The sequence below is a fragment of the Mycobacterium sp. Soil_C_30 genome (assembly GCF_057656995.1).
The window spans coordinates 62,102-85,178 of the sequence record NZ_JBDGJH010000025.1 but is presented as its reverse complement, the minus strand read 5'-3'; the positions used below and the strand labels follow the sequence as shown (position 1 = coordinate 85,178).

Sequence of the window (23,077 nt, the reverse complement as noted above, 5' to 3'; positions counted from 1 at the left end):
GATGGCGTGCGCGTCCTGCCGTTGTCGCGATCCATCTCGACGCGATCCGATGGAAACCACCACGTAAAGGAGAGATTCATGGCTTACGACCCCACCACGCCGGCGACAGCAGAGATCGAAGCCCGCCGGATCGCCACCGGCACCAGCTGGCAGAAGCTGGCCGACCACATCGACCGGCCGCTCGTCTGGACCACCGCCGCCCTGCTGGGCAGCCATCCCGTACCCGCCAAAGAGGCAACGGCCGTGGGCGAATTGCTCGGACTCAGCGACGAGACGGTCGCGGCGATCCAGCGTCAGCCCTACCGGACTGCGGATGCGTCGCTGCAGAGCGACCCCACCATCTACCGGTTCGTCGAACTGATCAACGTCTACGGTCCCGCTTTCAAAGCGCTGATCCACGAAGAGTTCGGCGACGGAATCATGAGCGCCATCAACTGCAACGTGAACTTCGAACGCCGGGCCGATGCCGCCGGCGACCGTGTGGTCGTGACGATCGACGGCAAATTCCTGCCCTACCAGTGGTGACCGGAGAAACTCAGATGTCGTACGTAACTCCGAAAGAACTCGCCAAACGCATCATCGACGCCGGGGAGACCAAGGTCTTCATGTCGACGCGGGACACCTTGATCCGCGCCTACATGGCCGGGGCCATCCTCGCGCTGGCCGCCGCCTTCGCCGTCACCATCACGGTCAACACCGGCGAACCACTGCTCGGAGCAGTGCTGTTCCCGGTCGGCTTCTGCATCCTGCACCTGCTGGGATTCGACCTGCTCACAGCCGTCTTCACACTGGTGCCGCTGGCGTGGCTGGACAAGCGCCCCGGTGTGACAATCCGTGGGCTGCTGCGCAATTGGGGCCTGGTTTTCCTGGGCAACTTCGCCGGCGCATTCACCGTCGCGGTGCTGATGGCCATCTACTTCACCTACGGATTCTCCGTCGCCCCCGACGCGGTGGGGCAGGCCATCGGCGAGATCGGTCACGGCCGCACGGTGGGTTACGCCGAACACGGTGCAGCGGGCATGCTGACCCTGTTCGTCCGTGCGGTGTTGTGCAACTGGATGGTGTCCACCGGCGTCGTCGGCGCCATGATGTCAGATAGCCTGCCCGGCAAGGTGATTGCGATGTGGATGCCGATCATGGTGTTCTTCTACCTCGGGTTCGAGCACTCGATCGTCAACATGTTCCTGTTCCCGTCGGGGCTGCTGCTCGGTGGCGACTTCACCGTCGTGGACTATCTGGTTTGGAACGAGATCCCCACCGTGCTCGGCAATCTGGTGGGCGGCCTGACGTTCGTGGGCCTGGTCATCTACGCCACCCACGGCAAGACACAACCGCCACGCAGTCGCGGCAAGGAGTTCCTGCCTGCGGTCAAACAACCCGCTTGACGCCGAGGACCCTGTCCCGCAGTCCACGGGTGGCCGAGTCCAGCACCGCCTTGCTGGCTCGTTTCACCAGGAAATGCGGGATAGGGGCCGCGGGTTCCACGGTGATGTCGATGCGGACATTCGTGGCCTCGGTGAGGCGGTCGGGTTGGAGGGTGTACTCGACGTGCTGGGCGTACTGCTGGGAGGTGCGCTCCGCATCCCACACCAACCAGTTTGGCCCCCAATGGTATTCGAGCACTTCCTCGTCGAGCAGGCCGAGCACCCGCACCGCCACCCGGACATGGTGCGGGCGGCCGTCGTCATAACGGTCGATCACCTCGGCGCGCTTGTGCACCGCCGACCATGACGGGATGGAGTCGACATCGGCCAGCGCCGCCAGGATGTCCTCCGGCGGCGCTTCGATCACGATCTCTCGCGAAGCCCGTATCGCCACCCCTCCAACCTAGTGACGGGCGGGTGTCTTCGCAGCAAATTCGGCGCTACCAGCCGATGTCGTCCAGTGCCGTGGTGTCCTGCGGCGGGGAGCCCGGTGGTCCCGCGGGGGTTCGGGAGAACCGCGGCGCCGCTGCGGCCTGCTGCACCCCGTCGACGTCCACCAAGGTCCCGCGGGCGAGCAGATGCTCATTGCCGGCCGCTTCGGTCCAGCTCAGCACGGGCGTCACGCAGGAATCGGTGCCTGCGAAGATCGCCGTCCATTCGGCCCGCGTCTTCGACGCGAAGCGGTCGGTGAACGCGGCCCGCATCTCGTCGTACCGATCCAGTTCGAACTGCCCGGGCACCTCGCCGTCGGCGAATCCCAGTCCGGCCAGCAACTGTGCGAAGAACTGCGGTTCGATGGCGCCGACGGCCATGTGCCCACCATCAGCGGTTTCGTAGACCCGGTAGAAAGGGGCGCCGCCGTCGAGCAGGAAGGACTCGCGCTGATCCTTCAGCGCACCCGTCGACTTCATGGTCCACATCATCTGGGACAGCACACTGACCCCGTCCACCATGGCCGCGTCGATCACCTGTCCGCGTCCGGACCGCTCCCGTTCGTAGAGCGCGGCCACGATTCCCAGCAGCACGAGCATCGACCCGCCGCCGAAGTCGGCCACCAGGTTCAGCGGCGCCACCGGCGGGCGGTCTGCGAAACCGATGGCCGACAGCGCCCCCGTCTGCGACAGGTAGTTGATGTCATGGCCGGCCGACTGTGCCATCGGGCCGTCCTGTCCCCAGCCGGTGATCCGGGCGAAGATCAGCCGGGGATTGACCAGCGTGCACTCGGAGGGACCGATACCGAGGCGCTCACAGGTACCCGGACGGAAACAGTCCAGCAGCACATCGGCTTTCGCGGCCAGCTCCAACAGCACCTCGGGCCGGCTCTTGACGTCCAGATCGACGATCCGCTTACCGCGATGCAACAGGTCGACGTTCTCGGCCGGCATGGTCAACCCGCCCGGCCGCCGCACCCGCACCACGTCGGCACCGAGGTCGGCCAGCACCATGGCGGCGTGCGGCCCCGGCCCGATCCCGCCCAGTTCGATGACCCTGACCCCGGACAGCGGTCCCGAATTGACCTGAGTCACGGGTTATCTCAGCCCTTCTTGAGCTTGATCACCTGTTTCTTCAGACCGTCGGTGGCCGTCTCCATGGCACCTTTCATCGTGCGCTTGATGACGAAGCCCGGCATGGGGATCGACGGGTCGACGGAGATGTCGAAACGCACCGTGGTCTTGTCTCCGTCGGGGGTCAGCGTGTACGAGGCATCCTGGGACTTGAGCGCCCCGGCGCTGATCAACGTCCAGCTGGGCCCGGTGTCCGACCAGGTGTACTCGATGATCTGCTCATCGGTGATGCCGGCGGCCTTGACCTTCATCTTGACTCGCTTGGGCCGGCCGTCGTCGTGGGACTCCAGCACCTCACAGCTCTGGAACTGCGGCGACCAGCTCGGGGTGTTCTCGACGTCGGCGATGACGTCCAGGATCTGCTCGGGGGTTGCCTCGATGACCACTTCGCGCGAATCTGTGACTGCCATGGCCGGAAGACTAGCGAGCCGGACCGAGACCGGGTCACGTTTCCTCGATCGACAGTAGGCTCGACAGCCATGAGCACCGATGTCGATCCGGCCGCCCCACCCAGCGGTACCGGATGCCTGGAGTGTGACCAGGTGGGGGGTTGGTGGGTGCATCTGCGCCGGTGTGCCGCGTGCGGACACATCGGTTGCTGCGACGACTCCCCCGAGAAGCACGCGAGTGCGCACTGGACCGAAACCGGCCATCCCATCATCCAGTCGTTCGAGCCCGGTGAGGACTGGTTCTGGAACTACCGGGACAACGACTACTACGACGGACCGAAGCTCGCCGCTCCCGACTCCCGGCCCGCCGACGAGACCGTGCCCGGCCCACGCGGACGGGTGCCGTCGGACTGGTACGAGCAGCTTCAACAGCGCAGGGGCTGAGCCGGGCACGCATGCAGCCGGATCTCGGCGCACACCGCTTCGATGGCCGCCCCGCGCACCACGATCCGCTTCTTGCGGAACACCTTCGGACTGGTGGCCGTGAAGGTCACCGGATGCTGAGCCTGCGCGATCCGGTTCTGGCCGTGCAACTCTCGGATGGCCACCGAGTCGTCGAAACGCCTGCCCAGGTCGTCGTCGGTGAAGTAGGCCGTGTAGCAGACGGTGAACAGCCAACTGTCATCGTCCCGCAACTCGCGACGTACGATCTGGTGGTCGCTGCCGATGGTCGCCATCACCGCCTCCTCGACCGGCGTTCACTGACCTGTTGATCGTCGGCCGCGGCGGCCACGGACTCACGCGTAGTCCGCTACGCGTTCTCCTCCATGGCTTTGGCGAACTCCACACTCATCTTCTCCGCGAACGCAGTGACCGCCTTCAAAGGCCGCAACATCACCGTGAACTCGTCGATCAGCCCATCCGCTCCGGTGTGCAGGAAATCGCAGCCGTTGATCTCCAGCTCACCGACGCGGGCGGTGAAGATCAACGCATGGTTGTTGTCGTCGCCGAACTCCCGCACATAGGTCAGGTCCTCGAAGACCCGCGACACGGCCTGCAGGATCACGCCCAGGGTGTCGCGGCCGATGTAAGGCTTGTGCGCGATGGGGCTGCGGAAGACGACGTCCGGTGCACACATCGCCGGAATGGCAGCAAAATCGCCGGCTTCGACGGCGGCACGAAAAGGATGCATGCCTCACTAAACCAGACGGGCCGGCCACCCGAAGGTGACCGGCCCGCTGCGGGGTATTCAGTTGGCTGTCAGGGCTGCTTCTGACCCGGGATGCCCTCGTAGGCGATATCGCCGGTCTCGAGGTTCTTGTTGGTCATCTCGACCAGACCGTCGAGGAACTGCTGCCGCTCGGTGACGACGTGCTGGATCGCGACGTCGACGTTCTCCTGGGTGATGGCCGGCATGATGTAGACGGGCTTGGTGTCGACCTCTTCGCCCTTGGCCAGCTTGTGGGCCACGGCCAGGCCGGCCGAGAGCTCCACGGTGCCGTTCTGCAGCGAGGTACCGATGAACTCACCGCTCTTGACGGCGTTCAGGCCGTCCTCGATACCGTCGATGCCGACGATCGGAACGTCGGTGCGGCCGGCTTCCTTGAGCGCCTGCAGCGCGCCGAGGCCCATGTCGTCGTTCTGCGACACCACACCGTTGATCTGCGGGCCGAAGCTCGAGATCCAGTTCTTCATCTTGTTGACGGCTTCGTCGCGCTTCCAGTTCGCGGTGTCCTTGGCGAGCACCTTGATGTCCGGGTACTTGGCGAGCACGTTGTCGATGCCCTTGCCGCGGTTGATCTCACCGGAGCCACCGAGTGGGCCCTGCAGGATCACGATGTTGCCGCGACCACCGAGCTTGTCGGCCATCATCTGCATTTCCTGCTCACCGGCGGCCACATCGTCGGGCTGCACGCTGCCGGCCAGCTGATCGCTGTTGAGCTCGGCGTTGACCGCCAGCAGCGGAATGCCCTTCTCCTTGGCCGCGGCGATCTGCGGCGCCAGCGAATCAGCCTGCACCGGCACCACGATGATGGCGTCGACGCCCTGGTTGATCAGCGAATCGACCTGGGAGGCCTGGGTGGACACATCGTCGTTGGCGGAGTTCCACACCAGCTCGATGTTGTTGGCCTCGGCGTAGGTGTCCATGCCCTCCTTGCCTTCGGTGATGAAGGAGCTCATGTTGTACACCGTGACGCCGATGCGGGTGGTGTCGCTGTTGGCCGATTCGTCACCGGCGCCACAGGCGGTCAGGCCCAGGCCCAGCACGCCGGCGCCAGCGATCGCGCCGATCTTGGTGAACAGTTTCATTCGATCTCTTTCTTTCTGGTGTGTGTCGCGAAATACGTTGTGAGAGAGGGGTACTACGGAGCCTTCTGGCCGGGGATGCCCTCGTAGGCGATATCGCCGGTCTCGAGGTTCTTGTTGGTCAGCTCGGTCAGGCCGGCCAGGAAGTCGGCCCGCTTGGTGACGACGTGCTCGATCGCGACGTCGACGTTCTCCTGGGTGATGGCCGGCATGATGTAGACGGGTTCGGTGTTGACCTCTTCGCCCTTGGCGAGTGCGTTGGCCACGGCCAGGCCGGCCGAGAGCTCCACGGTGCCGTTCTGCAGGGACGTGCCGATGAACTCGCCGCTCTTGACGGCGTTCAGGCCGTCCTCGATGCCGTCGATGCCGACGATCGGAACGTCGGCGCGACCCGACTCCTTGAGCGCCTGCAGCGCGCCGAGGCCCATGTCGTCGTTTTCGGCCACCACACCGTTGATCTGCGGGCCGAAGCCGGAGATCCAGTTCTTCATCTTGTTGACGGCCTCATCGCGCTTCCAGTTCGCGGTGTCCATGGCCAGCACCTTGATGTCCGGGTACTTGCCGAGCACGTTGTTGATGCCCTTGGTGCGGTCGATCTCACCGGACTGGCCCAGCGGACCCTGCAGGACGACGATGTTGCCCCGACCGCCGAGCTTGTCGGCCATCATCTGCATTTCCTGCTCACCGGCGGCCACGTCATCGGGCTGCACGTTGCCGGCGACGTCGGGGCTGTTGAGCGCGGCGTTCACCGGAACCAGCGGAATGCCCTTCTCCTTGGCAGAGGCAACCTGCGGGCCCAGCGAATCGGCCTGCACGGGAACGACGATGATCGCGTCGACGCCCTGGTTGATGAAGGAGTCGACCTGGCTGGCCTGCGTCGACACGTCCAGGTTGGCCGAGTTCCAGACCAACTCGATGTTGTTGTCCTTGGCGTACTGATCCATGCCCTCTTTGCCGGCGGTGATGAACGAACTCATGTCGTACACCGAAACGCCGATCCGGGTGGTGTCGCTGTTGGCAGCCTCGTCACCGGCCCCGCATGCCGTCAACCCGAGCCCCAGCGCAGCGGCCGAGGCAATGGCGAACATCTTTGTTCCCAGTCTCATGTGCCTTATCTCCCATTACTTTTGGTGGTTGGTTTACTTCGAATACCAGGTCAAGTTCGTCGCTTGGAGGACCACACGTCGATGGCGACGGCGGCGACGATCAGGACACCCTTGATCACGTCCTGCCAGTAGGCCGGCACCACGAGGATGTCCAGGCCGTTGTTCAGGGTCTGGATCATCAACAGGCCCAACGCAGTTCCCCAGATGGAACCGCGGCCACCCATGAGGCTGGCACCACCGATGACCACGGCGGCGATGGCGTCCAGCTCGTAGCCCTGACCGAGGTTCGGCGGGCCGGAGATGACGCGGGAGGCCAGCATGACACCGGACAGCCCCGCCAGCAGACCGGACAGCGCGTAGACGCTGAACAGCACGTTCTTGGCGTTGATACCGGCGATTTCAGCGGCGTTGCGGTTACCGCCGACGGCGTAGACGCGCATGCCGTAGGTGGTCCGCTTCATGATGATGGCCAGCGCGATGATGCCGATGATCATCAGCAGCACCGGGATCTGCAGGCCGAAGATCTTGGTGTTGGCGATCGAGCCGAATTCCGCGGGCAGGCCGTTGATCGGGGCACCGCCACCGATCACGTACGCCGCGCCGGAACCTGCCGTCAATGTGCCCAGTGTCGCGATGAAGGGTGGAACGTTCAAACGCGAGACCATGATGCCGTTCAGGCAGCCGACGGCGAGACCCACCGCCATCGCCACCAGCACCGTCATCCAGACCTGGCCCGGGTTGGCCTTGGCCGTGGCTGCACCGGCCATGGCCGATACCGCGATCACGCTGCCCACCGACAGATCGATACCGCCGGTGAGGATCACGAGGGTCTGCCCCAACGCGATCAGAGCGAACGGCGCCGCGGCGACCAGGATCGTGATCAGGTTTTCCACGGTGGAGAACCGGGCACTGCGGTAGCTGAAGTAGAAGATCACCAGCAGCAGGATGATGAACATGGCGTAGCGCAAAGCCATGGCGCCCAACCAGTCCCGGGAGAACAACTTCACGGGTTCACCGGTGATCGGTGAGGCCACCGTGGTGGCGCCCCCCGACTCCGGAGTGGTCTCTTCCTTGGTTGTCATGATGCTGCCTCCTGGTTGTTCGTGTCCGGTTTGGCTTCCAGCGCGGTCGCCAGCCGGAACACCGACTCCTGGACCTCGGGATGGTCGAGTGCGTCTCGGTCGAGCTCGCCGACGAGTTCACCGCCGCGCATGACGAATGCGCGGTGGGACAACCCGACGACTTCCGGCATGTCCGAGGACGCCATGAGCACGGCCATACCTTGTTCTGCGAATTCGGTGATGATGCGGTAGATCTCGCTGCGGGCGCCGACGTCGACACCGCGGGTGGGCTCGTCGAGCAACAGCACGTTTACGGTGCCGGTGAGCCAACGCGCCAGCACGACCTTCTGCTGGTTACCGCCGGACAGCGTGCCCACTTCCTGCGACAGCCCGTTGCTGCGCAGGCGCACCGACTTCATCACGTCGGAGATCTGCTTGGTGCGTGACTTGCCCTTGAGCCAGCCGCCCACCGAGAAGGCGGAAAGCCTCGGCAGCGAGCCGTTGTCGAGCACACTCATCGACAGCACCACACCGGAGAGCTTGCGGTCCTCGGGCACCATCGCCATGCCCTCGGTGATGGCCGCGGCGGGGGCGTTGCGTTTGACCAGCTTGCCGCGCACCAGGATCTCGCCCGACGAGGTGTGCCGGGCGCCGAAGATCGCCTCCAGCAGCTCGGTGCGGCCCGCGCCGACCAGGCCGGCCAGACCGACGATCTCGCCGGCGCGGACGTTGAACGACACCGGTCCGGTGGCGCCTTCGACCTCGAGGTTCTTCACCTCGAGCACCACCTCGTCGGTGGGCTCGGGCCGGTCGGGGAACAGCGCTTCGAGCTCACGGCCGATCATGGCGGTCACGATGTCGTCATCGGAGACGTCGCCGATCATCTTGTCCAGAATGAGGCCGCCGTCGCGCAGCACCACCACGCGGTCGGCGATGGCCCGGATCTCGGCCATCTTGTGGGTGGTGTACACCATCGACACGCCGTGCTCCTTGAGCTGGCGCACGATCTTGTAGAGTCCTTCGACCTCACGCTCGGAGATGGCCGAGGTGGGCTCGTCGAGCATCACCACCTGAGCGCCGGTGCGGGCCGCCTTGACGATCTCCACGATTTGTCGCAGGCCGACGGGCAGGCTGCCCATCCGCGCCGACGGATCGATCGCCACGCCGAACACCGCCAGCGCGTCGCGCGCCTCGTCGATCATGGCCTTGCGGTTCAGGAACGGCCCGGTCTTGATCTCCCGTCCCACGAACAGGTTCTCGTACACGGACATGTCCTCGATGGACGCCAGCTCCTGCGGCACGATGGCCACCCCGTGCTTCACGGCGTCCTTGGTGTTACCTCCGGTGAGGACGGCCCCCTTGACGGTGACGGTGCCGTGGTCCGCGGTGTACTGGCCGCTGATGATCTTCATCAGCGTCGACTTGCCCGCGCCGTTCTCGCCGGCCAGTGCGGTGACCGTGCCGGGCTCCAGGTTGAGGGTGATGCCCTTGAGCACCGGCACCCCGCCGAAACCCTTCTCGATGTCGGTGCATTCCAGTAGCGCTGTCATGGTTGACTCCCCACCGTCACGAGCACTTTCACGTTCTCCGGGTCGGCCGATGCGGCGAAAGCCTGTGCGGACTGCTCGATTCCGAATTCGGCACTGATGATCTCGTCAATGGGCACCGCACCGGAGGACAGCAGTTCGATGGCGGCGTTGAAGTCCTCGCGGACGAACATCAGGTTGCCGATCAGGGCCAGTTCACGATCCTGGATCAGGCCCAGCGGAACGGGCGTGGCTCCTTCGGCGACGCCGACGATCATCACCGCGCCACCCTTGTCCACCAGGTCGACGGCCTGGGCCACCGAGGACTCGCGGGACACGCAGTCGATCACGACGGCCGCCGGACCACCCATCATCGCCAGCGCGGTATCCACCGCGCCGCGCTCGGCGGGATCGAATGTGCCTGCGGCACCCAGTCGTTCGGCACGGGCGCGCTTGGATTCGAGCAGGTCCGCGACGAATACCCTGGCACCGGCATGGCGGGCCGCCAGCAGCACGAACAACCCGATGGGGCCGGCGCCGATCACCACGACCGGCCGGTCCTTCAGATCCCCCACCGCTTCAACGGCGCGGCGCACGGTGTGCACCGGGGTGGCCAGCGGCTCGACCAGGATGGCGTGGTGGTCGTCGAGGTCGTCGGCCAGCGGGATCAGGCGGTCGATGGCGACGGTGAACGAGTCGGCCAGCGCGCCAGGGGTCTGGCAGCCCAGCACCAGCAGGTCCTTGCAGATGTTGTAGCGCCCGGCCTTGCACTGGGTGCAGTGGCCACAGGCCAGGTTCGGTTCCACCACAACGCGTTTGCCGACCCAGGACTCGTCGACACCATCGCCCACGGCGTCGACGACGCCGACGGCTTCGTGGCCGGGACGGTACGGCAGGTCGATGAACGGGTGGCGGCCACACGCGGCATGCAGATCCGAACCGCAGATGCCGACGATGCTGGTCCGCACCCGCGCCTCACCGGCGGCGGGTACTGCTTCGTCGACGGTCTCGATGGTGATGTCATCGAGAGCGCTGACGACGATCCTCCTGTTCACCATGCCGTGTAGCCTCCGTCAGCCACCAGCACCGACCCGGTGATGAACGACGAGGCGTCACTGGCCAGGAACACCACGGACGGCGCGATCTCCTCGGGCAGGGCGTAACGCAACATCGGGGTGTCGTCGATCCAGTGCTGCTTGAACTCCGGCTTGTCCACCGGGGCCATCTCGGTCTTGCAGTAACCCGGTGCCAGCGCGTTCACCCGGATGCCCAGCGGACCCCATTCGGCGGCAAGCGATTTGGTGAGGTGGTGCACGGCAGCCTTGGAGGCGTTGTAGGCCGGCTGCATCTGCGGGCGGTTGACGATCATGCCCGACATGGAGCCGATGTTGATGATCGAACCGCTGCCACGCTCACGCATGTGCTTGCCCGCTTCCAGCGAGCAGGCCCACAGCGCCTTGACATTGAGGTCGAACACGGCGTCCCACTCGGATTCCTTCACGGTCCACGATTCGCCGTGGTAGCAGGTACCCGCGTTGTTGACCAGGATGTCGAGATGCCCGAGCGCGGAGATGGCGTCCGCGGTCATCCGCTCGACATCGGCGGCCTGGGTGATGTCAGCGGTGATGGCGTGCAGCGTCAGGCCTTCGGAAGCCGCTTCGGCGACGGTCTTCTCGTTGCGTTCGACACTGCGGCCGGAGATCGCCACCTGCGCGCCGGCCTGGGCCAGCCCGAACGCGAAGGCGCGGCCGAGGCCCTGGTTGCCACCGGTCACCAATGCGGTGCGACCGGTCAGATCGAAGGGGTTCTTCTGTGTCATCAGGGGTTCACAATCGACTTGAGGCTGGCAGGGTCGGTGTCACTGTCGAGGGCATCGGCGACGTGTTCGAGGTCGTAGCGGCCGGTGACCATCGCGTCGAGGTCGACGGCGCCAGACTGTACGAGATGAATTGCCGCAGGCCAAGTGTCGGTGTAGCGGAAGACGCCGGTGACGGTGATCTCGAGGTTCGCGATGTGGCTGACCGGCAGCGCGTACTCGTCGGCACCCATACCGACCAGCACGACGCGTCCGGCCGGGCCGACGGCCTTGATGCCGCTGACGACGGCGGCCGGCACCCCGGTGGCGTCGACGAACGCGTCCACCGGCTCGATGGCCGAGACGTCGACAGCGGTCGGGTCGAGCACCTCGGTGGCACCGAACTTGAGGGCCTTCTCGCGGCGCGAGGGCACCAGATCGGTGACGACGATGCGGGACGCCCCGAAGGCGCGGGCGGCCTGCGCGCAGATGACGCCGATGGGCCCGGCGCCGGCGATCAGGATGGACGACCCGGGAACGATGCCCGCCTTGCGCATGGTGGTGATGGCCACCGACAGCGGTTCGAGCAGCGCGGCGGCGTCATCGGACATGGAATCCGGTACGGCGTAGGCGAAATCCTCGTCGATGATGACGTAGCGGCAGAACGCGCCGTCGATCGGCGGGGTGGCGTAGAACTTCATCTCCGGGCACAGGTTGTAGCGGCCGGCCTTGCACTGCTTGCAGCGACGGCAGGGGTGCTGCGGCTCCACCGCGACCCGCTGGCCGACGCGGCCGGGGTCCACACCCTCGCCGACGGCGGCGATGCGGCCCGACAGCTCGTGCCCCAGGATCATCGGGTCGTTGACGATGAAGTCGCCGATGCGGCCGTGCCGGTAGTAGTGCACGTCCGAGCCGCACACACCCACCGCGGCGACCTCGACTAGCACCTGATCGGGGCCCGGGACCGGGACGGGACGCTCCTCGATGACGAGGCTGCCCGGCCCCGTCATGACGCTGGCGCGCATGGTTTCAGTGGTTGTCATTTCGCTCCTTTTTCTACGGCTGCCGGGCCGGCGAGCAGGGCTCGCCCGACGACGATCGAACTCGCCCCAGCGGTGATGCACAGTTCGGCTACGGATTCGGTGACCCCACCGTCGACCGCGACCGGGAGGTCGCCGGCGCAGGCGGACACCACGGCCAATCGGCCCAGGGCACAACGGTCTTTGGTGCCCGGTTCGATGAGCATGACCAGCACCCCGTCCGGCGCGGACGGCCACTCGGGGGTTGATGAGTCATCGAGCCCGTCCCATTCCCGCCACAGGGCGACCCAGGCTTGCGACCCGGCGGCCCGGACCGCTGCCGCGCGCTCGGCGGAAAACGCCGCCCACGGCAGGAACACCACCCCGGGACGCACGGCCAGCACCGACTGCAGGATGGTGTCGACGAAATCCGGTGACCCGATGAGGTGAACGCCGATTCGCCCCGGTTCGACGGTGTCGGCGATCCGGTTGAGCTCGGCGAGGCTGACACCGGCGGGCAGTCCCTCCGACTCGGCCATCACATCGACGTGCACATCCAGCCCGGCCTCCGAGAGCGCCTGGGCGGCATCGATTCTGACGTCCGGGGCGGCGGCGTACACCGAACCGGCGAGCTGTCCGGGGAAGCGCTCGTGCCACGGGGCCAGCAACTGCGTCGCCATCATGCGCCCGTCCCGTCGATCAGTGGCGAATCCGCCACGACGGACCACCGCGCGCGCAATGCGTCGATGTTCCGGCCGGTTCGGCGGGGAGTGGCCGCACCGAGCACGGGCGGCTGCCAGCGTTTGGCGATGTCGACCAACGAGTCGATGCCGCCACCGGCAGCCACCGCGGCGGCCTGCACACACGCTCCACGGGCGGTGGCCTCGTCGGCGTCGAGGGTGATCACTTCTTCTCCGGAGAGATCGGCCAGCAGCTGACGGGTGGCCTTCGACCGCGCTCCGCCACCGACAGCGGTGATACCGCTGGAGAACTCGACGCCGGCGGCACGCAGATGGTCGCGACCGCTCAGCAGCGACAGCAGCGGTCCCTCGACAAAGGCCCGGGCCAGCTCCTCGCGGGTGGTGTGCGAGGTGATGTCGACGAAAGTGCCTCGCGCATCGGGTCGGTCGGGCTTGCGCTCACCGTCGAGGAACGGCACCAGCACCGGACCCTGGGTGTCTCCGGCGGCCAGCGCCAGCTGCTCGAGCCCGGCCAGATCGGTACCGAGCAAACGCGCGGCCAGGTCACCGACGCGCGCGGCGTTGAGGGTGCTGACCAGCGGGAGGAAACCGCCGGTCAGATCGGCAACCCCGTCGACCATGCCGGTCGGATCGAACACCGGACTGCGCGACGACGTCGCCACCACACCGGAGGTGCCGATCCCGAAATACTGATCGCCGTCGGTCAGGCCGAGGCCGAGGTAACCGGCGTGCTGGTCACCGCCACCGGGCGCCACCACAACACCGGGCGGCAGCCCCAGCTCACCGGCAGCCGCGGTGCGCACCGTACCGGCGGCCTGCGTGGGGCCCAGCACCGTCGGAAGTTTCGGGGCCCAATCACGGGCGCCGGCAGCAAGATTGAGATACTCGGTGATCCATTCACCGGCCGTGGCATCAAAATAGCCGGTGCCCGAGGCGTCGGAGCGATCCGTGACGCGGGCGCCGGTCAGCCAGTAGGTCAGGTAGTCGTGCGGCAGCAGGATGCTGGACGTCCGGTCCAGCAGTTGTGGCTCGTGGTCGGCCACCCAGGCCAGCTTGGCGATGGTGAAGGCGGCGGTGGGCAGTGACCCGATCCGCAGCACCCAGCGCCGTGAGCCGATGCGCTCGGTCAGCTTCGCCAGATTGGGCGCCCCGGTGGTGTCGTTCCACAGTTTGGCCGCGCGCAGCGGCTGACCCGCGGCGTCCAGCAGAACCAGGCCATGACACTGAGCCGCCACCGAAATGGCCTTGACCGTAACCGGTTCCGAACAGCTGGCCAAGGCGGCGCGGGTGGCAGCGACGAAGGCCGTCACCCAGTCGATCGGGTGCTGCTCACTGCTGGGCGGGAAGGCCGGCGGATGCGGGGCGGAGCCGGTGCCGAACAGTCGGCCGGTGTCGGCGTCACGCACCTCGACCTTGCAGGACTGTGTTGACGAATCCACACCCAAGACAACATCTTTGGGACCCGAGCCGGTCGTCATACTTTCACCACCGGGGCGGACTCGTCGCCGGGCTGCACACCGCGATGTCCGACCCCACCGGCGGGGTGGCTGTCCACCACGTCCTGCAACGTGTGACCACGCATCGCCATGGTCACCACCGACAGCGCGTCGCCCCAGGCGCCGACGGCCAGTGTGCTGGCCATGGCGATCATGTCGCCGGGGTCGGCGTCCGGTGGGGTGTTGGGCAGAGCGACGACCATGGTGGCCGCCAGCGCGAACGGGGACTGACCGTTCTCGGTGACCGCGACGACGTCGACGCCGCGCTGCACAAAACGTTCGACCAGGCTGGTCAGTTCACCGGACCGGCCCGTCTTGGAGATCGCCAGCACCAGATCCGACCCGGTGACCGCCCCCATTCCGCCGTGCAGGGCGTCCATCGCGGGCAGGTAGACCGACGGCGTGCCGCAGACCGACAGCAGGTGGGCCAGGCGCTCGGCCATGATGCCCGAGGTTCCCGACCCGGTGGTCACGACCTTGCCCGGCGTGGCCAGCACACGACGTGCCACCTCCACCACACCCGTCTCCACGGCGCCCACGAGCGCCGACAGCGCCCGGGACTCCCGGGACAGCACATCGCCGGCCAGCCCGGCCAACTCTGTGTCGTCCATGCTCATTTGATCTCTCCGATACTCAGATGATCTTGTGATCCAGATCATGCAGGGCTTATGCTCACATGTCAATACGCATGCACATATGAGCAGAGCCGGGTGACGTGCGTCAATTTCGACGCATAAACTGCGTCGATTGGAAGCAGAAGTCGACGGCGATCTGCGAGGGAGGGGCATCTATGGGGCCGGATGAGCTGTTCCAACGCGCCGTCATCGCCCGCCGGTACTACCTCGAAGGCCGGACCAGAATCCAGATCGCCGAGGAGTTCGGGATCTCCCGCTTCAAGGTGGCCCGCGAACTCGACGAGGCACTGGCCTCCGGAATGGTCGAGATCACCATCCACAACCCGGGCTCCATCGACGTCGAGTTGTCGACCGAACTGCAGCGCCGGTTCGACCTCGAGCACGCCTATGTGGTGCTGACCGACGAGAACAATCCGGCAGAGCGCGTCGAGGCCGTCGCCAAAGCGACGGCCCAACTGCTGCAATCGATTCTGCGGCCCGAAGACGTCATCGGAGTGGACTGTGGGCGCACCCTGACGAAGATCGCCGACCACATCACGACGCTGCCGCGCGCCGACGTGGTGCAGTTGACCGGGATGGCGGGCACGCTCACCTCCAACGGCGTCGACCTGGTACGCCGGATCACCGAGATCAGCGGCGGACGGTCCTGGCCGATGTACGCCCCGCTGGTGGTCTCCGACGCCCGAACCGCCGAAAGCCTCACCGGTACCCAGCAGATCCAGGAAACCCTGGCCCGCCACAACAAGGTCACCTGTGCCGTCGTCTCCGTCGGCGCCTGGTCCCCCGGTGCGTCGCAGGTCTACGAGCTGCTGACTCCGGAGGAAACCCGCGAGCTGGAGCGCTCCGGCGTGTGCGCCGAGACGTGTGCGCTGCTGCTGGACCGCGACGGCGTACGAGTACCCGGCCTCGACGAGCGCCGAATGGGCGTCGACGAGACCACCTTGCGGGCGATACCCACCGTGATTGCGCTGGCCACCGGGCCGGCCAAGATCGCCGCCACCCGATCGGTCCTGATGTCGGGACTGGTCAAGTCGATGGTCACCGACTCCGAGATCGCCTCGGCGATCCTGGCGTGACCCGTCGATAGAAACCGCTGGAACAACAGATTGGTACACACATGTCCGAGCACGCCGTAGATCTCGACTTCCGCCTCGACGGCCGGGTCGCCGTCGTCACCGGGGGCGCCTCGGGTATCGGCGCCGCCATCGCCGCCGCACTGGCCGCCAAGGGCGCCACCATCGCCGTCGCCGACCTTGCTGACCCGACGGATGGCAGCCGCGGATTCCATTGCAACGTCGCCGATCCCGAGTCGGTCAAGCAGACCGTCGACGCCGTGGTCGAGGCCTTCGGCAAGATCGACATTCTGGTCAACAGCGCCGGCATCGCCCGGCTGGCCCCGGCCGAGGAGCTGTCGCAGAAGTTCTGGGACGACACCATCGCCGTCAACCTCACCGGCACCTTCCAGATGAGCCAGGCCGTCGGTAAGCACATGCTCGCCGCGGGCCGCGGGGTGATCATCAACCTGGCCTCGCAGGCCGCCACCGTCGCCATCGACGAACACGTCGCCTACTGCGCCTCCAAATTCGGCGTCGTCGGTATCACCAAGGTGCTGGCAGGAGAATGGGCCGGCCGCGGTGTGCGGGTCAACAGCATCTCCCCCACCGTCGTGTTGACCGACCTCGGCATCAAAGCCTGGGACAACCCCAAGGGTGATGCGCTGAAGAAGCTGATCCCGACCGGACGGTTCGCCTACCCCGATGAGATCGCCGCCGCCGCGGTGTATCTGGCCTCCGACGCAGCGGGCATGGTCAACGGCGCCGATCTGGTGATCGACGGCGGGTACACCATCAAATAGTTGGGTACTCCCGCCCGCATGGACAAGGACAAGCCCGAGACACGTACCGCCGACGTCGATGCCCCCGCAGAAAACGATGTGGTGAGCGATCCCGGCAAAGGCGCCGGAGATCGTGTGGACTGGGCCGACGAAGGCGGTGCCACCGCCGACGGGCCTGCGACCGACCCCGAAGACACGTAACAGGTGAGCGCCCCCGCCGGGGAGAGCACGCGCACCGTTCTGATCGCGTTCGGTGCGAATCTACTTGTGGCCGGCGCCAAGTCGGCAGCCGCGCTGATCTCCGGGTCGGCGTCCATGGTCGCCGAGGCGGCGCACTCGTGGGCCGACACCGGCAATCAGGTTTTCCTGCTGATCGCCAACCGCCGCAGCGCCCGTCCTGCGGACCGGACCCGGCCGATGGGGTACGGCCGCGAGGCGTACGTGTGGTCCCTGCTGGCCGCGGTGGGGCTGTTCGTCATGGGTGCGGCCGTGTCGATCTGGCACGGGATCACCGAGTTGTTGCACGAGCCGGGCGGTCACGAAGACTATCTGGTGGCCTACGTCGTGCTGGCCATCGCGTTCGTGTTCGAAGGCGCCTCGCTGCTGCAGGCGGTGCGGCAACTCCGCAGGGAAGCAAGCACATTCGATCGTGATCTGCTGGAGTACGCGCTCGACACCTCCGATCCGACCACCCGCGCGGTGTTCGCCGAGGACAGCGCCGCGCTGATCGGCATCGTGATCGCCGCAGCCGGGATCGGGTTGCACCAGCTCACCGGGATCGCCGCCTTCGACGCCGTCGGATCGATTCTGGTGGGGGTTCTACTGGGTGTGATCGCCGTGGTGCTCATCGACCGTAATCGCCGCTTCCTGACAGGCGAATCCGGCTCCGCGGAACTGCACGACGCCGCGGTCACCACGCTCGAACAGCTACCCGATGTCCAGAAAGTCCGTTTCCTGCGGCTGGAATTCATCGGGCCCAAGCAGATCTTCCTGGTGGCCAGCGTCGATCTGATGGGCGACGATGTCGAATCGCACGTCGCGCGCCGGCTCCGGGCCGCAGAGCGCGAACTGGAGCGCAATCCCTACGTGGCCGACGCACTGCTCACCGTCGCCGATCCCGACAGCGAGGACTGACGCCACCGGGCTCAGCCGTGCGGCGCCTCTTTGATCTGGGTGTCCTCGTTGCCCAGGATCTGGCAGTAACCTTGCGCCGCAACACGAGTGGCGGTGATCTCGAGATTCGACGGGTCGGTGCCGTTCTCATCCTTGAGCATCTTGCTGACCGACTCGTTCTGGTCCTTCTCCTCAGCAGTCAAGAAGTCCTTGCACTTCGTGTCGCCACCCTGGTTGATCACGCCGCTCGAACAGCCGCTGAGCAGCGCGGCAGCAGCCAGACCTGACACCGCGAACATCGACAAGCGCTTCATTGCACACCTTCCGGTCACGTTCCGGACCCTCTTGTTTCCGCAACCACAGGTGTCCAAACCTCCGACAGTGTCACGTCCGCGGCTTCAGGCCGTTGAGCAGCACGTCGACCAGCCCCTCGCCAGGTGGCGCAGTTCCGGTGTCAGCGGTGCGGGCCAGCATCCGGTACAGCGCCACGCCGATGATCGCATCGGCAACCGCCTCGAGGTCGGCGTCGGCGCGCACCTGCCCCGCGGTGATCGCCTTGCGCAGCCGTTGCTTCAGCGCGTCGTGCTGAGGGCCGGTGAGCTGGCGGTACAACGCGTCACCCTCGTGGGGGTCCGCCGCGGCCGCGGCGGCGAGCGCACGCACCAGTTCGGCATTGCGGGGATGGGCGACGAAGGTGGCGATGCGGCGTAGCCACAGCGTCAGGTCCTCGGCCACATCGCCGGTGTCGGGCACGTCGGCGGAGCCGACCAGCCTGGCGGCGTCCATGACCGCCTCGGCCACCAGGGGCGCCTTGGACGGCCAGCGGCGGTACAGCGTCTGCTTGCCCACCCCGGCCGCGGCCGCTATCCGGTCCATCGACACCTCGGCATAACCGCCGTCGGCCAGCAGCGTGCGGGTGGTCTCCAGGATGGCCTCGTGCAGGGCCTGATCACGCGGCCGGCCCCGACGCCGTTCGGTCATGCCGGAAGCCTAGTGGTGTACCGTCGCATTAACGAGACATAACGTCTCGATAAGGGGGGTTGAGGGTGTCCCGAGATGTGCTCGTCGTCATCGGCGTCGGCGGTATGGGCCTGGCCATCGCCCGCCGCATCGGTCCGGGAAAGGCACTGCTGCTGGCGGACTTCGACAACCCGACGCTCGAATCCGCCGCGTCGGCGCTGCGGGCCGACGGCCACGATGTGCACACCCGCCACGTCGACGTCGCGGACCCCGATTCGGTCAGGGAGCTGGCGCAGGCAGCCGACGCCCTGGGACCCGTCGCCCAGGTTGCCCACACCGCGGGCCTGTCGCCGTCGCAGGGCGACACCCGTCGCATCCTGGCCGTCGACCTGCGCGGGGTGGCACTGGTGCTCGACGAGTTCGGCACCGTCATCGCCCCCGGCGGCGCAGGCGTCGTCGTCGCGAGCATGGCCGGGCACCTGATTGCGCCCCTGACCGCCGACCAGGAGCACGCGCTGGCGCACACTCCGGCCGCGGAGCTGTCGTCGCTGGAGTTCCTGCGCACTGTCCTAGAGCCGGCTCATGCCTACTCGATCGCCAAGCGCGGTAACCACATTCGCGTCCGGGCCGCCAGCGGGGCCTGGGGCCGTCGCAAGGCGCGCATCAACTCCATCAGCCCGGGCATCATCTCCACGCCGATGGGTCAGCAGGAGCTCGCCTCGCCGCAGGGCGACCGAATGCGGACCATGCTGGCAGCATCGCCGGCCGGCCGCGTCGGCACACCCGACGACATCGCCGCTGCCGCGGAATTCCTCCTCGGCCCGGCGTCGACCTACATCAGCGGAACCGACCTGCTGGTCGACGGGGGCGTGGTGGCCGCACTCGGCGGTCGATGATCCACGGCGGTCGATGATCACGCCGATATGGTGGCCAGGGCCGGGATCGAACCGGCGACCTTCCGCTTTTCAGGCGGACGCTCGTACCAACTGAGCTACCTGGCCGGAAGGCACACGTGCCTTACGTCGCAAACTTGCGACCCTGACGGGACTCGAACCCGCGACCTCCGCCGTGACAGGGCGGCGCGCTAACCAACTGCGCCACAGGGCCTTGCTCATCCTGCATGTACAACCTTTGCTCCGACGTCACCGTCGTTGCGTACCCCCAACGGGATTCGAACCCGTGCTACCGCCGTGAAAGGGCGGCGTCCTAGGCCACTAGACGATGGGGGCCTAATCCGAATCTCTCCGGGGCACTCGCAGCGCCTTCGCGTTGGGAGCTTCGATAGCTTAGGGCACAGGTAGCCGAATCCTCAAACTCGCTGTCCAAAGACCACGAACCCGCTCACCGGAGACGTTGTTCAAGGCGGTCGCGAGTAGGCGCTATCCTGATGCCCGCGCCCCTATAGCTCAGTTGGTAGAGCTACGGACTTTTAATCCGCAGGTCCCAGGTTCGAGCCCTGGTGGGGGCACCACGCAGGCCCGCCAGGCGGTTGGTAACAACTGTCACAGACCTGCCGATACTCATCGCGAATGAATGTGTTCCGACCGCTATGGTCATGGACAGCGCCCGAGAAGCGAGGAGCCACGATGTTCAGCCGCCTGATCACCCGATCCGCCGCGACGGCGATCGCCGCAGCCGCCTGTGGCAGCGCGTTGGTGCTCGGCACGGGCAGCGCCACGGCCAACACCCCGCAGGACGACCAGTTCACCAAGATCGTCTCGGCCCTGAACATCCCCGTCGAATCCCCGGAGAAGGCCGTCAAACTCGGCCACGACATCTGCACCCTCCTGACGCAGAACGGCGCCGCCGGCCCGAACCCGGTCCCGGTGGTCCGTGGCGTGGTGACCACCCTGACCAACAACGGACTCGAGAAGGGTCAGGCCGTCAGCGTCATGCGCGCGGCCGTCAGCCTGTACTGCCCGCAGTACGGCACCATCGTGCGGTAGCCCACCACCCGTGGCGAGCAACCGGCTTCTGCTCGGAGACAATCTGGACGTCCTGCGCGCCGAGGTCGGTGACGGCTCTGCGGACCTGATCTACGCCGATCCCCCGTTCAACTCCAATCGCGACTACGCGACGTTCACCGACACCTGGCGCTGGACGCCCGAGACCGAGGGTGGCTACGCCACCGTCCTCGCCGACGCCCCGGATACCCAAGCGCGTGTCATCGAGGCCGTCCACGGACTGCTGGGCCCCGGCCCGGCCCTGGCCTATCTGGTGCACCTGATACCGCGGCTGCGGGAACTGCACCGCGCACTCAAACCGACCGGCTCGCTGTACCTGCACTGCGATCCCACGATGAGTCACTACGCGAAGGTTCTGCTGGACGCGATCTTCGCCGAGGACCGCACCGGGTTCCTCAACGAGATCGTGTGGAGCTACCGGACCGGGGGCACCAGCAAGCGATGGTTCGGCCGCAAACACGACATCCTGCTGCTGTACGTGAAAGACGCTGCCGTGCACACCTTCCACGCCGGCAAGGAGAAGTCGTACCTGACCCACAAATACGGCTTCAAGAACGTAGAGATCTTCCAGGAACCCGCACCGGACTCGCGCTACTACACCATGGTCGGCCTTCGCGACGTGTGGAACCTCGATGCGCTCCGCGGTAACCAGCCCGAAGCAGTGGGCTACCCGACCCAGAAACCACTGGCCTTGCTTCACCGCGTCATCGCCGCCTCGAGCAACGAGGGAGACGTCGTACTGGACCCTTATTGCGGTTGCGGCACAACGCTTGTGGCAGCAGAGCAGCTCAACCGTTCCTGGGTGGGCATCGACATCTCTTCCACCGCAATAGAACTGACCCGCACCCGCATCAAGGGCTAGTTGCCACGGTGACCACCGGCTCCGGAGCCAGCGAGGTGGTCAACGGGTTGGACTGGTCCTGGGAGCGCTGGGTCGCCGCGCCCAGGATGAACGCGCCGGCCCCCACGATGAGCGCCACCAGAAACGACACCACGAACGCGATCAGCAGCACGGTGCGTCCCGAACGCCTGTTCCGCGCCATCGGAACGGGAACCGGAACGGGCACGACACTCGGGGGCAGCGGGTTGCTGCGCACCGCCGTCGGTGGCCGTATCGGAGGAATCGGTCCCGTCACCGGGTCACCGCCGACATTGTTCAGCTCGGCGCGCATGACCTCGGCGCTGTGGAACCGCGCGGACGCCTCGCGCGTCATCGCCCGGTCGATCAGAGCCGACAGCTGCGGATCGACATCGGGGCGCAGCACCGACAACGGGGGCGGTGGATTCTCGGTGATCGCCTGGGCCAGCGCGACGAGGTTCTCCTCCGGAAACGCCCGTCGCCCGGTCAACGCCTCGTAGCCCACCACACCGACGGCGTAGAGGTCGTCGTCCACCGTGGCGTCGCGGCCCGCGAGCCGCTCCGGGCTCATGTAGGCCATGGTGCCCATGATCTGGCCGGTTTCGGTGCGGTGGGTGTCCGGCCCCTTCGCCAGGCCGAAGTCGGCGACCTGCGCCTGCCCCGCCGCGGAGAACAGGATGTTGGCCGGTTTGATGTCGCGGTGCAGGATGCCCATCGCGTGAGCGGTGGCCAGCGCCTTGAGCACGTCGTCGAGCATCGTCCGGACATGATCGGGCGGCACCGGACCCTGGGCGATCAGATCCGCGAGGCTGCGCCCGGGCAGCCGTTCCATGACGATGAAGGGGGTGCCGTTGTGCTGGCCGCTGCCGTACACCGTGACGATGTTGGGGTGCCGTAACGCCGCTGCCGACGCAGCCTCGACCCAGAACCGGCGCAGATAGTCCGGATGGGAGTTGTAGCCGGGGTAGAGCAGCTTGATGGCCACGGGCTGGCCGGTCTGCACGTCCCAGCCTTCCCGCACCTCGGCCATGCCACCGCGGCCGAGGATGCCCCGCAGCTCGTAGCGGCCGCCGAGCAGTTCGGGGGCGAGCATGGGTCTACCGTAGCCGGTCAAGGTGTCGTGGCCTTCACACCGCGGTATCCAGTCCCCGCCCAAGCGCACTCAGGGATGTGGATGCCGACGATCCCATGCTCGCGCCGCCCACGCTGTGCCGCGCAGCATCAGCAGGGCATATCCCACAGCCAGCGGAGGACCGACCAGCCATGCTGTGACCATCGCCGACATGGGCCTCACCTCGTCGCTCGTGTGCTCCCATCACATCA

28 protein-coding genes and 4 tRNA genes are annotated in these 23,077 nt (G+C 66.6%); 11 read left to right on the top strand and 21 right to left on the bottom strand.

All coding sequences use genetic code 11. The annotated features are described in order from the left end of the window. Nucleotides 1-78 precede the first annotated feature (78 nt). Nucleotides 79-525 (top strand): cyanase, encoded by a 447-nt coding sequence (cynS, locus tag AC3A6P_RS31325; protein WP_487696275.1) that lies wholly within the window; start codon nucleotides 79-81, stop codon nucleotides 523-525. 14 nt (nucleotides 526-539) lie between these two features. Next, a complete protein-coding gene (locus tag AC3A6P_RS31320; protein WP_487696274.1) occupies nucleotides 540-1,385 on the top strand; it encodes a formate/nitrite transporter family protein in 846 nt (281 codons plus the stop codon). Here the strand turns inward: AC3A6P_RS31320 and AC3A6P_RS31315 are convergent. Genes AC3A6P_RS31315 through AC3A6P_RS31305 form a run of 3 tightly spaced genes read right to left on the bottom strand, consistent with a single transcriptional unit; the run spans nucleotide 1,369 to nucleotide 3,399 of the window. Beyond that, on the bottom strand, nucleotides 1,369-1,818 hold the full coding sequence (locus AC3A6P_RS31315; RefSeq protein ID WP_487696273.1) for an SRPBCC family protein: 450 nt from the start codon (nucleotides 1,816-1,818) through the stop codon (nucleotides 1,369-1,371). The genes AC3A6P_RS31320 and AC3A6P_RS31315 overlap by 17 nt on opposite strands. Before the next feature lie 46 nt (nucleotides 1,819-1,864). After that, the gene (locus tag AC3A6P_RS31310; RefSeq protein ID WP_487696272.1) at nucleotides 1,865-2,950 is read right to left on the bottom strand and encodes a CaiB/BaiF CoA transferase family protein; all 1,086 of its coding nucleotides are present in this window, start codon (nucleotides 2,948-2,950) and stop codon (nucleotides 1,865-1,867) included. An 8-nt stretch (nucleotides 2,951-2,958) separates the two neighbouring features. Further along, on the bottom strand, nucleotides 2,959-3,399 hold the full coding sequence (locus tag AC3A6P_RS31305) for an SRPBCC family protein (RefSeq protein ID WP_487696271.1): 441 nt from the start codon (nucleotides 3,397-3,399) through the stop codon (nucleotides 2,959-2,961). 69 nt (nucleotides 3,400-3,468) lie between these two features. Here AC3A6P_RS31305 and AC3A6P_RS31300 point away from each other — a divergent pair, with 69 nt between their 5' ends. Next, complete coding sequence (locus tag AC3A6P_RS31300; RefSeq protein WP_487696270.1) at nucleotides 3,469-3,822, top strand: UBP-type zinc finger domain-containing protein; 354 nt, start codon at nucleotides 3,469-3,471, stop codon at nucleotides 3,820-3,822. On the opposite strand, the gene AC3A6P_RS31295 is transcribed toward AC3A6P_RS31300, so the two are convergent. The 12 genes from AC3A6P_RS31295 to AC3A6P_RS31240 all read right to left on the bottom strand — a co-directional run bounded on the left by AC3A6P_RS31295 (nucleotide 3,804) and on the right by AC3A6P_RS31240 (nucleotide 15,006). Beyond that, nucleotides 3,804-4,115, bottom strand: a complete 312-nt coding sequence (locus AC3A6P_RS31295) for a hypothetical protein (RefSeq protein ID WP_487696269.1) — start codon at nucleotides 4,113-4,115, stop codon at nucleotides 3,804-3,806. The genes AC3A6P_RS31300 and AC3A6P_RS31295 overlap by 19 nt on opposite strands. Before the next feature lie 74 nt (nucleotides 4,116-4,189). Then, nucleotides 4,190-4,570 (bottom strand): nuclear transport factor 2 family protein, encoded by a 381-nt coding sequence (locus AC3A6P_RS31290; protein ID WP_487696268.1) that lies wholly within the window; start codon nucleotides 4,568-4,570, stop codon nucleotides 4,190-4,192. A 68-nt stretch (nucleotides 4,571-4,638) separates the two neighbouring features. Next, nucleotides 4,639-5,688: a substrate-binding domain-containing protein gene (locus AC3A6P_RS31285; RefSeq protein ID WP_487696267.1), complete on the bottom strand. Its 1,050-nt coding sequence runs from the start codon at nucleotides 5,686-5,688 to the stop codon at nucleotides 4,639-4,641. 53 nt (nucleotides 5,689-5,741) lie between these two features. Then, nucleotides 5,742-6,791 carry a substrate-binding domain-containing protein gene (locus AC3A6P_RS31280; RefSeq protein WP_487696266.1) on the bottom strand — a complete coding sequence of 350 codons (1,050 nt, stop codon included), beginning with the start codon at nucleotides 6,789-6,791 and terminating at the stop codon, nucleotides 5,742-5,744. A gap of 50 nt (nucleotides 6,792-6,841) precedes the next feature. After that, nucleotides 6,842-7,873 carry an ABC transporter permease gene (locus AC3A6P_RS31275; RefSeq protein WP_487696265.1) on the bottom strand — a complete coding sequence of 344 codons (1,032 nt, stop codon included), beginning with the start codon at nucleotides 7,871-7,873 and terminating at the stop codon, nucleotides 6,842-6,844. Continuing rightward, nucleotides 7,870-9,402 carry a sugar ABC transporter ATP-binding protein gene (locus AC3A6P_RS31270; protein WP_487696264.1) on the bottom strand — a complete coding sequence of 511 codons (1,533 nt, stop codon included), beginning with the start codon at nucleotides 9,400-9,402 and terminating at the stop codon, nucleotides 7,870-7,872. Before AC3A6P_RS31270 ends, AC3A6P_RS31275 begins: the two co-directional genes overlap by 4 nt. Next, a complete protein-coding gene (locus AC3A6P_RS31265; protein WP_487696263.1) occupies nucleotides 9,399-10,436 on the bottom strand; it encodes a zinc-dependent alcohol dehydrogenase in 1,038 nt (345 codons plus the stop codon). The genes AC3A6P_RS31270 and AC3A6P_RS31265 overlap by 4 nt, the downstream gene beginning before the upstream one ends. Beyond that, nucleotides 10,430-11,197 carry an SDR family NAD(P)-dependent oxidoreductase gene (locus tag AC3A6P_RS31260; protein WP_487696262.1) on the bottom strand — a complete coding sequence of 256 codons (768 nt, stop codon included), beginning with the start codon at nucleotides 11,195-11,197 and terminating at the stop codon, nucleotides 10,430-10,432. The genes AC3A6P_RS31265 and AC3A6P_RS31260 overlap by 7 nt, the downstream gene beginning before the upstream one ends. Next, nucleotides 11,197-12,216, bottom strand: a complete 1,020-nt coding sequence (locus tag AC3A6P_RS31255) for an NAD(P)-dependent alcohol dehydrogenase (protein WP_487696261.1) — start codon at nucleotides 12,214-12,216, stop codon at nucleotides 11,197-11,199. Before AC3A6P_RS31255 ends, AC3A6P_RS31260 begins: the two co-directional genes overlap by 1 nt. After that, nucleotides 12,213-12,875 (bottom strand): ribulose phosphate epimerase, encoded by a 663-nt coding sequence (locus AC3A6P_RS31250; protein WP_487696260.1) that lies wholly within the window; start codon nucleotides 12,873-12,875, stop codon nucleotides 12,213-12,215. The genes AC3A6P_RS31255 and AC3A6P_RS31250 overlap by 4 nt, the downstream gene beginning before the upstream one ends. Then, nucleotides 12,872-14,332: a xylulokinase gene (locus AC3A6P_RS31245; protein WP_487696259.1), complete on the bottom strand. Its 1,461-nt coding sequence runs from the start codon at nucleotides 14,330-14,332 to the stop codon at nucleotides 12,872-12,874. The genes AC3A6P_RS31250 and AC3A6P_RS31245 overlap by 4 nt, the downstream gene beginning before the upstream one ends. 35 nt (nucleotides 14,333-14,367) lie before the next feature. Beyond that, nucleotides 14,368-15,006: an SIS domain-containing protein gene (locus AC3A6P_RS31240; RefSeq protein WP_487696258.1), complete on the bottom strand. Its 639-nt coding sequence runs from the start codon at nucleotides 15,004-15,006 to the stop codon at nucleotides 14,368-14,370. 173 nt (nucleotides 15,007-15,179) lie between these two features. Between AC3A6P_RS31240 and AC3A6P_RS31235 the strand changes: the two genes are divergently transcribed. From AC3A6P_RS31235 to AC3A6P_RS31220, 4 genes are read left to right on the top strand one after another with little or no spacing between them, the layout of a single operon-like run. Then, nucleotides 15,180-16,100: a sugar-binding transcriptional regulator gene (locus AC3A6P_RS31235; RefSeq protein WP_487696257.1), complete on the top strand. Its 921-nt coding sequence runs from the start codon at nucleotides 15,180-15,182 to the stop codon at nucleotides 16,098-16,100. 41 nt (nucleotides 16,101-16,141) lie between these two features. Beyond that, nucleotides 16,142-16,879 carry a GolD/DthD family dehydrogenase gene (locus tag AC3A6P_RS31230; protein WP_487696256.1) on the top strand — a complete coding sequence of 246 codons (738 nt, stop codon included), beginning with the start codon at nucleotides 16,142-16,144 and terminating at the stop codon, nucleotides 16,877-16,879. Then, nucleotides 16,880-17,059 (top strand): hypothetical protein, encoded by a 180-nt coding sequence (locus tag AC3A6P_RS31225; protein ID WP_487696255.1) that lies wholly within the window; start codon nucleotides 16,880-16,882, stop codon nucleotides 17,057-17,059. Nucleotides 17,060-17,062: 3 nt separating this feature from the next. Beyond that, nucleotides 17,063-17,992 (top strand): cation diffusion facilitator family transporter, encoded by a 930-nt coding sequence (locus AC3A6P_RS31220; protein WP_487696254.1) that lies wholly within the window; start codon nucleotides 17,063-17,065, stop codon nucleotides 17,990-17,992. Between the two features lie 11 nt (nucleotides 17,993-18,003). On the opposite strand, the gene AC3A6P_RS31215 is transcribed toward AC3A6P_RS31220, so the two are convergent. Together AC3A6P_RS31215 and AC3A6P_RS31210 are read right to left on the bottom strand one after the other, a co-directional pair. Beyond that, on the bottom strand, nucleotides 18,004-18,285 hold the full coding sequence (locus tag AC3A6P_RS31215; protein WP_487696253.1) for a hypothetical protein: 282 nt from the start codon (nucleotides 18,283-18,285) through the stop codon (nucleotides 18,004-18,006). 70 nt (nucleotides 18,286-18,355) lie between these two features. Further along, complete coding sequence (locus AC3A6P_RS31210; RefSeq protein WP_487696252.1) at nucleotides 18,356-18,952, bottom strand: TetR/AcrR family transcriptional regulator; 597 nt, start codon at nucleotides 18,950-18,952, stop codon at nucleotides 18,356-18,358. Nucleotides 18,953-19,017: 65 nt separating this feature from the next. Between AC3A6P_RS31210 and AC3A6P_RS31205 the strand changes: the two genes are divergently transcribed. After that, complete coding sequence (locus tag AC3A6P_RS31205; protein WP_487696251.1) at nucleotides 19,018-19,827, top strand: SDR family oxidoreductase; 810 nt, start codon at nucleotides 19,018-19,020, stop codon at nucleotides 19,825-19,827. A gap of 28 nt (nucleotides 19,828-19,855) precedes the next feature. Here AC3A6P_RS31205 and AC3A6P_RS31200 read toward each other — a convergent pair. The 3 genes from AC3A6P_RS31200 to AC3A6P_RS31190 form a co-directional block, all read right to left on the bottom strand. Next, nucleotides 19,856-19,932 (bottom strand) — tRNA-Phe (locus tag AC3A6P_RS31200). A gap of 32 nt (nucleotides 19,933-19,964) precedes the next feature. After that, nucleotides 19,965-20,038 (bottom strand) — tRNA-Asp (locus AC3A6P_RS31195). Between the two features lie 49 nt (nucleotides 20,039-20,087). Continuing rightward, nucleotides 20,088-20,160: transfer RNA gene (locus AC3A6P_RS31190), tRNA-Glu, on the bottom strand. 166 nt (nucleotides 20,161-20,326) lie between these two features. Between AC3A6P_RS31190 and AC3A6P_RS31185 the strand changes: the two genes are divergently transcribed. From AC3A6P_RS31185 to AC3A6P_RS31175, 3 genes are all read left to right on the top strand, one after another. After that, a tRNA-Lys gene (locus AC3A6P_RS31185) sits at nucleotides 20,327-20,402 on the top strand. Between the two features lie 115 nt (nucleotides 20,403-20,517). Next, nucleotides 20,518-20,877, top strand: a complete 360-nt coding sequence (locus AC3A6P_RS31180) for a DUF732 domain-containing protein (RefSeq protein ID WP_487696250.1) — start codon at nucleotides 20,518-20,520, stop codon at nucleotides 20,875-20,877. A 10-nt stretch (nucleotides 20,878-20,887) separates the two neighbouring features. Then, nucleotides 20,888-21,757, top strand: coding sequence for a DNA-methyltransferase (locus AC3A6P_RS31175; RefSeq protein WP_487696249.1), 870 nt, complete (start codon nucleotides 20,888-20,890; stop codon nucleotides 21,755-21,757). Here AC3A6P_RS31175 and AC3A6P_RS31170 read toward each other — a convergent pair. Next, complete coding sequence (locus tag AC3A6P_RS31170; protein ID WP_487696248.1) at nucleotides 21,747-22,847, bottom strand: serine/threonine-protein kinase; 1,101 nt, start codon at nucleotides 22,845-22,847, stop codon at nucleotides 21,747-21,749. The two genes, AC3A6P_RS31175 and AC3A6P_RS31170, sit on opposite strands and share 11 nt — an antisense overlap. Nucleotides 22,848-23,077 lie beyond the last annotated feature (230 nt).